The organism is Agrococcus sp. TF02-05 (genome assembly GCF_017565345.1).
Lineage (GTDB): Bacteria > Actinomycetota > Actinomycetes > Actinomycetales > Microbacteriaceae > Agrococcus > Agrococcus pavilionensis.
The window spans coordinates 499,773-509,110 of sequence record NZ_JAGEKO010000004.1 but is presented as its reverse complement, the minus strand read 5'-3'; the positions used below and the strand labels follow the sequence as shown (position 1 = coordinate 509,110).

At 72.3% G+C, this 9,338-nt stretch carries 7 protein-coding genes; 2 read left to right on the top strand and 5 right to left on the bottom strand.

Annotation, left to right across the window (positions count from 1 at the left end):
- Positions 1 to 84: 84 nt before the first annotated feature.
- Positions 85 to 1,008 (bottom strand): endonuclease domain-containing protein, encoded by a 924-nt coding sequence (locus tag JQT67_RS06340; protein WP_208063943.1) that lies wholly within the window; start codon positions 1,006 to 1,008, stop codon positions 85 to 87.
- A gap of 224 nt (positions 1,009 to 1,232) precedes the next feature.
- Between JQT67_RS06340 and JQT67_RS06335 the strand changes: the two genes are divergently transcribed.
- Positions 1,233 to 2,735, top strand: a complete 1,503-nt coding sequence (locus JQT67_RS06335; RefSeq protein ID WP_208063942.1) for an MFS transporter — start codon at positions 1,233 to 1,235, stop codon at positions 2,733 to 2,735.
- Here the strand turns inward: JQT67_RS06335 and JQT67_RS06330 are convergent.
- From JQT67_RS06330 to JQT67_RS06315, 4 genes are all read right to left on the bottom strand, one after another.
- Positions 2,681 to 3,535, bottom strand: a complete 855-nt coding sequence (locus JQT67_RS06330) for a spermidine synthase (RefSeq protein WP_208063941.1) — start codon at positions 3,533 to 3,535, stop codon at positions 2,681 to 2,683. The genes JQT67_RS06335 and JQT67_RS06330 overlap by 55 nt on opposite strands.
- Positions 3,532 to 3,990 (bottom strand): SprT-like domain-containing protein, encoded by a 459-nt coding sequence (locus tag JQT67_RS06325; protein ID WP_021010942.1) that lies wholly within the window; start codon positions 3,988 to 3,990, stop codon positions 3,532 to 3,534. The genes JQT67_RS06330 and JQT67_RS06325 overlap by 4 nt, the downstream gene beginning before the upstream one ends.
- Before the next feature lie 77 nt (positions 3,991 to 4,067).
- A complete protein-coding gene (locus JQT67_RS06320) occupies positions 4,068 to 4,640 on the bottom strand; it encodes a hypothetical protein (RefSeq protein WP_021010941.1) in 573 nt (190 codons plus the stop codon).
- Between the two features lie 111 nt (positions 4,641 to 4,751).
- The gene (locus JQT67_RS06315; protein WP_208063975.1) at positions 4,752 to 5,549 is read right to left on the bottom strand and encodes a fused MFS/spermidine synthase; all 798 of its coding nucleotides are present in this window, start codon (positions 5,547 to 5,549) and stop codon (positions 4,752 to 4,754) included.
- 300 nt (positions 5,550 to 5,849) lie between these two features.
- On the opposite strand from JQT67_RS06315, the gene rpoB reads away from it, so the two are divergent.
- Positions 5,850 to 9,320 carry a DNA-directed RNA polymerase subunit beta gene (gene rpoB, locus JQT67_RS06310; RefSeq protein WP_021010939.1) on the top strand — a complete coding sequence of 1,157 codons (3,471 nt, stop codon included), beginning with the start codon at positions 5,850 to 5,852 and terminating at the stop codon, positions 9,318 to 9,320.
- Positions 9,321 to 9,338 lie beyond the last annotated feature (18 nt).

Genomic DNA, 9,338 nt, shown 5'->3' with positions numbered 1-9,338 from the left:
GAGCCTCAGCAGCGTGCCCATGCCCGCGCGCGACTCCGTGGTCGCGACTGCGCTGCGCACGCCCACGAGCGGGTGGGGCCGGCGCTACGAGCGACGGGCCAGCGCGGCGCGCACGCGCCGCGCGCAGCGATCCCCTGCGCCCGCGACGTCGGCCTTCGTGATGCGGACCACGATCCAGCCGGCCGCCTCGAGCATCTCGTAGCGCAGGATGTCGTCGGCCCAGCGCTTCGGGTCGAGGTGCCCTTCGCCCTCGTACTCGACCGCGATCTTGAGCGCGAGATAGCCGAGGTCCGGGTGCAGCTCGACACCGTCGATGACCACGAGCGGATGCACCTCGGGCTCCGGCAGCCCCGCGAGCACGATGACGCGGCGGGTGATGCTCTCGAAGCGGGAGTCGACGCCCGCGCGCGCGTCGTCAGCGGCGGCGCGCAGGGCGCGCGCGCCGCGCAGGCCCTGGCAGCCCTCGAGGAAGTCGAGCAGCGCCTGCAGCGTCGCGTACGGACGCTTTGGGAGGTCGAGGTCGGGGTAGCGCTTCGAGCCGGTCAGGAGCGCGTCGACGACGTGCACGAGCCGCTCGTGCGGCAGCTCGCGCGCGAGGGTGAGCGCGGTCGCCCCGGGAGCGAGGAGCCGCAGGCCGCGGTGCGACATGCTCTGCAGCCGATCCGGATCGATGGCGATGTGCCGCGTGCCGACGGCGCGACCGCGGGTGCTGCCGTTGGGTCGCGCGATCACGAGCGGCTCGTCGGCCGACCAGTCGTCGGGGAGCGGGAGCCCCCACAGGCGCGCCGCGGTCGTGCCGCCGTACGAGTGGTGCGGCGGCATGCGTGTCGCGTAGGCCGCGGCGAGCGCGTGCAGGTCGTCGACGGCGCTCGCGCGCACGCCGCGGAACGGCGCGACGAGGTCCCGGGCGCGGACGCGCGCGGGACTGACGCCGGCGCGCAGGGCGTCGCCGACCAGGAACGGCCGGCCGACGAACGGCTCGGGGAGCGGTGCGGGCAGCGGCGGCATGCGCGCACTCTGCCTCGCCGCGGGCCGGCGCCCGGGCAGCAGGCGGGCCGCCTGTGGAGAGCGCGAGCTTCCACGACCGGCGCGCCTGCGCCAGCGCGACGAGCGACGTGCACGCTCTCGCCGCCCACCGCCGCCGGGACCCGCGAGAGCATGCATTCGGATGCGTGACGCCGCTCGCGACTCGCGGGTGTCGGCATGTGGGTGGCCTGGTCTAGCGTGCCCGCATGACCTCGATGACGAGGACGCAGGGCGAGCGCACGTTCCTCCACGTGCTGATCAACACCGCCCTCGCCAACCTGACCACGAGCTTCCTCTGGTTCGCGCTGACGTTCTGGGTCTACCTCGAGACCCGCTCCGTGCTCGCGACCGGCATCATCGGCGGCGCCTACATGCTGCTCGTTGCGTTCGGCAGCATGCTCTTCGGCACGATCGTCGATCACAACCGCAAGCTGCGCGTCATGCTGCTCTCGGGCACCGTCACGCTCGTCGCGTTCTCGGCCGCGGGCGTCATGTACCTGCTGCTGCCCGAGCGGACGCTGCTCGACCTCGGCGCGCCCTGGTTCTGGCTCTTCGGCACGATCGTGCTCGTCGGCGCGGTCGTCGAGCAGATGCGCAACATCGCGCTCTCGACGACCGTCACGATGCTCGTGCCCGACGAGCGGCACGCCAACGCGAACGGCCTCGTCGGCACCGTGCAGGGCCTCGCCTTCATCGTCACGAGCGTGCTCTCGGGCCTCGCGATCGGGCGGCTCGGCATGGGCTGGACCATCGCGATCGCCATCGCCCTCACCGCCGTGAGCCTCGCGCACCTGCTGACGCTCCGCATCCCGCAGGACGTCGTCGAGCTCGACGCCGACGACACCGCTCGCGGCGTCGACCTGCGCGGCTCGCTGCGCGCGGTGCTCGCGATCGGCGGGCTCTTCGCGCTCATCCTGTTCTCGACGTTCAACAACCTCATCGGCGGCCTCTACATGGCGCTCATGGATCCCTACGGGCTCGAGCTCTTCACGGTCGAGATGTGGGGCGTCGTGTTCGGGGTCGCCTCGACGGGCTTCATCGTCGGCGGCCTCGCGATCGCGCGCTTCGGGCTCGGCAAGCGCCCGATCCGCACGCTGCTCATCGTCGTGATGGTGATGGGCGCGCTCGGCGCGCTCTTCACGATCCGCGAGTGGTGGTGGCTCTACGCGGGCGGCATCTGGCTCTACATGTGCCTGATCCCCGCCGCGGAGGCCGCCGAGCAGACGATCATCCAGCGCGTCGTGCCGCTCTCGCGGCAAGGCAGGGTGTTCGGCTTCGCGATGGCGTTCGAGGCGGCCGCCGCGCCCGTCACCGCATTCCTCATCGCGCCGCTCGCCGAGTTCTGGATCCTGCCGTGGGCGCGCTCGAGCGAGGGCGCCGCCGCGCTCGAGCCGCTGCTCGGCACCGGGGTCGCGCGCGGCATCGCGCTCGTCTTCCTCATCGGCGGCGTCGTGATGGTCATCGCCGCGGCGCTCGCGATGCTCACGAAGTCGTACCGGCAGATCAGCGCCTCCTACGACGCGGCCGCGCCGCTCGACGACGCCCAGCTCGACGACGCGTCGGCGGGAGCCGTACCGACGGGCGACCAGCGCACGGTCGGCGCCGCGCCGGTCGACGGCGCGGGGCCGGATGCGTCGGCTCGCCCCGAGCGGGATCAGTCGCCGTCGCGCTCGAGCAGCGACGGCGGCAGGGCTCCCGGCCCGAGGTAGGCGGCGCGCGTCGGCGGCGCGGAGTCGACCGCCGTCGCGTCGGTCACCGGCTCGGGCGCGGTGTCGGCGACGAAGCGCTCGAGCCGCGACCAGGGCAGCACGGCGGCGGGCGGCGCCTCGCCCCGGAGCCGCTCGCGGATCGCCTCGAGGGGCAGCGGCGCGTCGCTCGCGAGCAGCACGACGTTGCCGAAGCGCGCGCCCGCGAGCGTCGAGCCGGTCGAGATGAGCGCGACGTGCGCGAACACGGCGCGCACGGTGGCGAGCTGCCCGCGAACGAACGCGAGCGGCGGTCCGTCGGCGGAGTTGACGAGCAGCGCGCCGCCCGGCTCGAGCCCCGCGCGCGCGGCGGCGTAGAACTCGATCGACGTGAACGGCGCCGGCACGCTGCCGCCGCCGAAGACATCCGAGAGCACGATCGAGACGGGCTCTGCCTGCGCCTCGAGCACCGCGCGGCCGTCGCCGACCTCGAGCTCGACGCCGTGGGGCAGCGGCGCCTCGGCGAGGACGAGCTCGGCGAGCGCCGGCTCGAGCTCGACGACCCGCTGGTCGAGGTGGGGGAGCTCGTGCTGCAGGAGTCGCGGCAGGGTCGCCGCTCCGCCGCCGAGGTGCAGCGCGCGCCGGCCGCCGCCCGCGAGGCACTCGAGCGCCGCCGCGAGCATCCAGCGCGCCGACGCGTGCCGCGGGGCCGCGCCGGGCGCGCCGATGCGCGACTGCTCGATGCCGTCGATCACGAGCACGAGGCCGTCGTCGGCGGGCTCGAGCCGGGCCTCGCGGCCGCTCGAGAGCCGCGCCGTCGTCACGCCGCCGCCTGCCGGCGGCGCCAGCGGATCTCGACGACCCGACGTGCCGAGCGCGAGCACGCCTTGCACGCGTAGCGCCCCCGCGGCGCGCGGAAGCGCACGTGCTCGTGGCCGCCGGGGCACTCGCCGAGCCAGCCCGCCCGCTCGGCGGCGATCTCGCCCTGATGGGTGCGCCCGCCGATGTAGCCGAGCTCGCGCGCCGCGCGCCGCCACTCGGGCCCGTGGCCCGCGCCGGGGCCGACCATCGCGTGCGCGATCTCGTGCAGCAGCGTCTGGTGCACGTCGTCGTCGTCCCAACGGGCGGCGAGGTGCTTCGAGACGGAGATGCGCTTGGCGCGGAAGTCGGTGAGCCCTGCGCGCTTGACGGCGCGGTCGAACTCGAAGCTCCACGACGCGTCGAGGTGCAGCCGGATGAGGGCCTCCGCCCACACCCGCACCCGATCGAGCTCCGCCATCCGTCACCTCCCGCCGGCAGCGAGCATGCCAGCAGCCGGCCGCGCGGCGCGAACCGGCGAGGCGCGCCTGTGGAGGGTCAGCGCCCGCCCCAGATCGGGTGGCTCGCGCGCGGCACGTCCTGCTCGGCGCGGATCGCCTCGGTCTGCGCGCGGTCGGTCGCGACGAGCAGCGCGATCTCGGCCGCCTCGAGCTGCTCTGGCGGCAGGTCGGCCTCGCGGCACAGCTCGACGGCGACGGTGAAGTCGACGCACGCCTCCTGCCAGCGGCCGAGCGCGAAGTGCACGGTGCCCCGCTGCTGGAGCGCGTGCGCCCACAGCTCGACCCAGTCGTTCGAGCGCGCCTCGGCGATGATCGCGGTGCACTCGCGGAGCGCGGTCGAGAGGTCGCCGCGCGTCTGCACGACCGAGGCGCGCAGCAGCCGCGCCTCGGCGGCGCGGTCGCGCGAGCCCGAGGCACGAGCGAGCGTCACGGCCTCGCTCGCGGCGGCGAGCGCCTCGTCGAGGCGGCCGATGCTCTCGAGCAGCCACGCGCGCTCCGAGACGGCGGCGAGCGAGCGCTCGCGCCCGAGCTCGCGCAGCCGGCGGGCGGCGGCCGCCACGTCGACCGCGTTGCGCAGCGCGGTCTGGTCGTAGCCGATCGACTCGCTCATCCCGACATCGTGCCGCAGGTTCGCTGATCCGCAGGGAGGCCGCGCCGCGAGCCGCTCCGACTCGCTCAGCGCGCGGATGGGGCGCGCGGATGGGGCGAGCGGAGCGGGCGGTCAGCCGAAGATGCCGCGGCTCGGCGCCGGGCTCGGCGTCGCGTCGGCGTCGCGCGCGGGGAGCGCCCCGCCGAGGAAGCGGCGCAGCTCGTCGCCGGCGACGACCTTCCCCGGCAGCGGATCGCGCCGCAGCGCCCGGCCGATCGCATCGAGGTCGGGCAGCGCGGCGCCCGCGATCGCGACGACGTTCCCGAAGCGGCGGCCCTTCAGCATGCCCGGATCGGCGAGGGCAGCCGCCTCGGCGTGCACCTCGAGCAGCGCCGCGAGCTGGCGCTTCGCGAACGCGAGCTGCCGGTCGTCGGCGATGTTCACCGCGACGACCCCGGTCGGGGCGAGCAGCTCGCGCACGAGCGCGTGGAACTCCACGGTCGTGACGTGCGCCGGCGTCTGCGAGCCGGAGAACACATCCACGACCACGAGGTCGGCGGCGCCGACGAGGCCCTTGGGCAAGCGGGCGAGCTGCTCGCGGGCATCGCCGTAGCGCAGCCGCACGCTCGCGCCGCGGGGGAGCGGCGCGACCTCCCGTACGAGCTCGACGAGCGCAGGCTCGAGCTCGATCACCTGCTGCCGCGAGCCCGGGCGGGTCGCGTCGACGTAGCGGGGGAGCGTCAGCGCGCCGGCGCCGAGGTGCACCGCGGTGATGGGCCCCGGCTCGAGCGCGTCGATGACGTGGCCGATCTGCTGCACGTACTCGTAGACGAGCAGCTGCGGCCGCTCGGGGTCGACGTGCGACTGCGGCGTGCCGTCGACGACGAGCTGCCAGCCGCCCGCGGAGGCGTAGCGCATCTCGGCGTGCATGCCGCTCGAGAGGCGGCGGCTCGGGGTCTCCACGCAGCCATCCTGCCGCTACCGCCTGCCGCCCGCGCGCCGCGCTAGCATCGACGCCCGAGGGAGCGCCAGCCGACACGCCGCGGTGACTGGACACGCGCGGTCGTGAGGCGTACAGTGATTCTTTGCGCTCACAGACATCCCCTCTGCCTTCATATTGCGGTCGGCGCGCGCCCGGAGACCGGGCGCTTCAAGGGTGTTGACGAGTCTCTCACCGACGACACGATCCCGGGAAGACCCGCAACCCTTCCCGGCCCGGAGGTATCTGCCTTGGCTGAACTGAGCCCCAAGACCGGTCGGAACGCAAGCCGACTGAGCTTCTCCCGAATCCCGGAGACGCTCACCGTCCCCGACCTGCTGGCGCTGCAGACCGAGAGCTTCGAATGGCTCATCGGCGACGACGCATGGAAGGCCCGCCTCGACGAGGCGACGGCCGCCGGCCGCGACGACATCCCCGCCCAGTCGGGGCTCGAGGAGATCTTCGAGGAGATCTCCCCGATCGAGGACCTGAGCGAGAAGATGCAGCTCTCGTTCTCGGAGCCCGTGCTCGACGTGCCGAAGTACACGATCGACGAGTGCAAGGAGCGCGGCAAGACCTACGCCGCCCCCCTCTACGTCTCGGCCGAGTTCATGAACCACGAGACGGGCGAGATCAAGTCGCAGACCGTCTTCATGGGCGACTTCCCGCTCATGACCGAGAAGGGCACGTTCATCGTGAACGGCACCGAGCGCGTCGTCGTGTCGCAGCTCGTGCGCAGCCCCGGCGTCTACTTCGAGCGCACCCCCGAGAAGAACTCCGACAAGGACGTCTACTCGGCACGCGTCATCCCGAGCCGCGGCGCGTGGCTCGAGTTCGAGGTCGACAAGCGCGACGCCGTCGGCGTGCGCATCGACCGCAAGCGCAAGCAGTCGGTCACCGTCTTCCTCAAGGCGCTCGGCCTCACCGCCGAGGACATCGCGCGCGAGTTCGCCGGCTACGAGTCGATCCTGGCGACGCTCGAGAAGGACGCGCCGATGACGAAGGAGGACGCCCTCCGCGACATCTACCGCAAGCTGCGTCCGGGCGAGCAGGTGGCCGCCGAGGCCGCTCGCGCGCTGCTCGACAACTTCTACTTCAACCCGAAGCGCTACGACCTCGCGAAGGTCGGCCGCTACAAGATCAACCGCAAGCTCGGCATCGACGTGCCCATGAGCGACTCGGTGCTCTCGGTCGAGGACATCGTCGCGACGATCAAGTACCTCGTCGCGCTCCACAACGGCGACTCGACCCTCCCGGGCGTCCGCAAGGGCGAGCCGGTCGAGATCCGCCTCGACGTCGACGACATCGACCACTTCGGCAACCGCCGCATCCGCGCGGTCGGCGAGCTCATCCAGAACCAGGTCCGCACGGGCCTGGCGCGCATGGAGCGCGTCGTGCGCGAGCGCATGTCGACGCAGGACATCGAGGCGATCACGCCCCAGACGCTCATCAACGTGCGTCCGGTCTCGGCGGCGATCAAGGAGTTCTTCGGCACCTCGCAGCTGTCGCAGTTCATGGATCAGAACAACCCGCTCGCGGGCCTGACCCACAAGCGCCGCCTCTCGGCGCTCGGCCCCGGCGGCCTCTCGCGCGAGCGGGCGGGCGTCGAGGTGCGCGACGTGCACCCCTCGCACTACGGCCGCATGTGCCCGATCGAGACCCCCGAGGGCCCGAACATCGGCCTCATCGGCTCGCTCGCGACCTTCGCGCGCATCAACTCGTTCGGCTTCATCGAGACCCCGTACCGCCGGGTCGAGAACGGCGTCGTGAGCGAGAAGATCGACTACCTCACCGCCTCCGAGGAGGACGAGTTCGTCGTCGCGCACGCGAACAACCGACTCGACTCGAGCCAGCGCTTCGTCGAGGACCGCGTCGTCGCCCGTCGCAAGGGCGAGGAGGTCGAGCTCGTCGTGCCGACCGAGGTCGACTACATGGACGTCTCGCCGCGCCAGATGGTGTCGGTCGCGACGAGCCTCATCCCGTTCCTCGAGCACGACGACGCGAACCGCGCCCTCATGGGTGCGAACATGCAGCGCCAGGCCGTGCCGCTCGTCCGCTCCGAGTCGCCGTTCGTCGGCACCGGCATGGAGGGCTTCGCCGCGATCGACTCCGGCGACGTCATCACGGCGGATGCGTCGGGCGTGGTCGCCGAGGTCTCGGCCGACCTGGTCACGGTGCAGCTCGACGAGGGCGGCACGCAGCAGTACTTCCTGCGCAAGTTCGACCGCTCGAACCAGGGCACGTCGTACAACCACCGCGTCATCGTCTCGGCGGGCGACCGCATCGAGGCCGGCGAGGTCATCGCCGACGGCCCCGCGACCGACCAGGGCGAGCTCGCCCTCGGCCGCAACCTGCTCGTGGCGTTCATGCCGTGGGAGGGCCACAACTACGAGGACGCCATCATCCTGAGCCAGAACCTGGTGAAGGAGGACGTGCTCTCGTCGATCCACATCGAGGAGTACGAGGTCGACGCCCGCGACACGAAGCTGGGCAAGGAGGAGATCACCCGTGACCTCCCCAACGTCGGTCCCGACCTGCTCGCCGACCTCGACGAGCGCGGCATCATCCGCATCGGCGCCGAGGTCGTGCCGGGCGACATCCTCGTCGGCAAGGTCACGCCGAAGGGCGAGACCGAGCTGAGCGCCGAGGAGCGCCTGCTGCGCGCGATCTTCAACGAGAAGAGCCGCGAGGTGCGCGACACGTCCCTCAAGGTGCCGCACGGCGAGCAGGGCACGGTCATCGCGGTCAAGCAGTTCCGCGCTGAGGACGGCGACGACGAGCTCGGCTCGGGCGTGCACGAGAAGGTCGTGGTCTACATCGCGCAGAAGCGCAAGATCACCGAGGGCGACAAGCTCGCCGGCCGCCACGGCAACAAGGGCGTGATCGCCAAGATCCTGCCCGAGGAGGACATGCCGTTCCTCGCCGACGGCACGCCGGTCGACATCGTGCTCAACCCGCTCGGCATCCCGAAGCGCATGAACTTCGGCCAGGTGCTCGAGACGCACCTCGGCTGGATCGCGAAGACGGGCTGGAAGGTCGAGGGCACCCCCGACTGGGCCGAGGGCCTCGACCCGCGCACGCTCGAGGCGCCCGCGAACACGAAGGTCGCGACCCCGGTGTTCGACGGCGCGACCGAGGAGGCCATCATCGGCCTGCTCGACGCGACGCTCCCGACGCGCGACGGCCAGCGGCTCGTCGACGGCTCCGGCAAGGCCGACCTGTTCGACGGCCGCTCGGGCGAGCCCTTCCCGTACCCGATCTCGGTCGGCTACATGTACATCCTCAAGCTCCACCACCTGGTCGACGACAAGATCCACGCGCGCTCGACCGGCCCCTACTCGATGATCACGCAGCAGCCCCTGGGCGGGAAGGCCCAGTTCGGCGGCCAGCGGTTCGGTGAGATGGAGGTCTGGGCGCTCGAGGCGTACGGCGCCGCCTACACCCTGCAGGAGCTGCTCACCATCAAGTCGGACGACATCGTCGGCCGCGTGAAGGTGTACGAGGCGATCGTCAAGGGCGAGAACATCCAGGAGCCCGGCATCCCCGAGTCCTTCAAGGTGCTCATGAAGGAGATGCAGTCGCTGTGCCTGAACGTCGAGGTGCTCAACGCCGCGGGTGACGTCGTCACCCTGCGCGACGACGAGGACGAGGCGCTCCGCACGGCCGAGGAGCTCGGCATCAACCTCTCGCGCCCCGAGATGTCGTCGATCGACGACATCTGATCCGGCAGCCGCAGAACA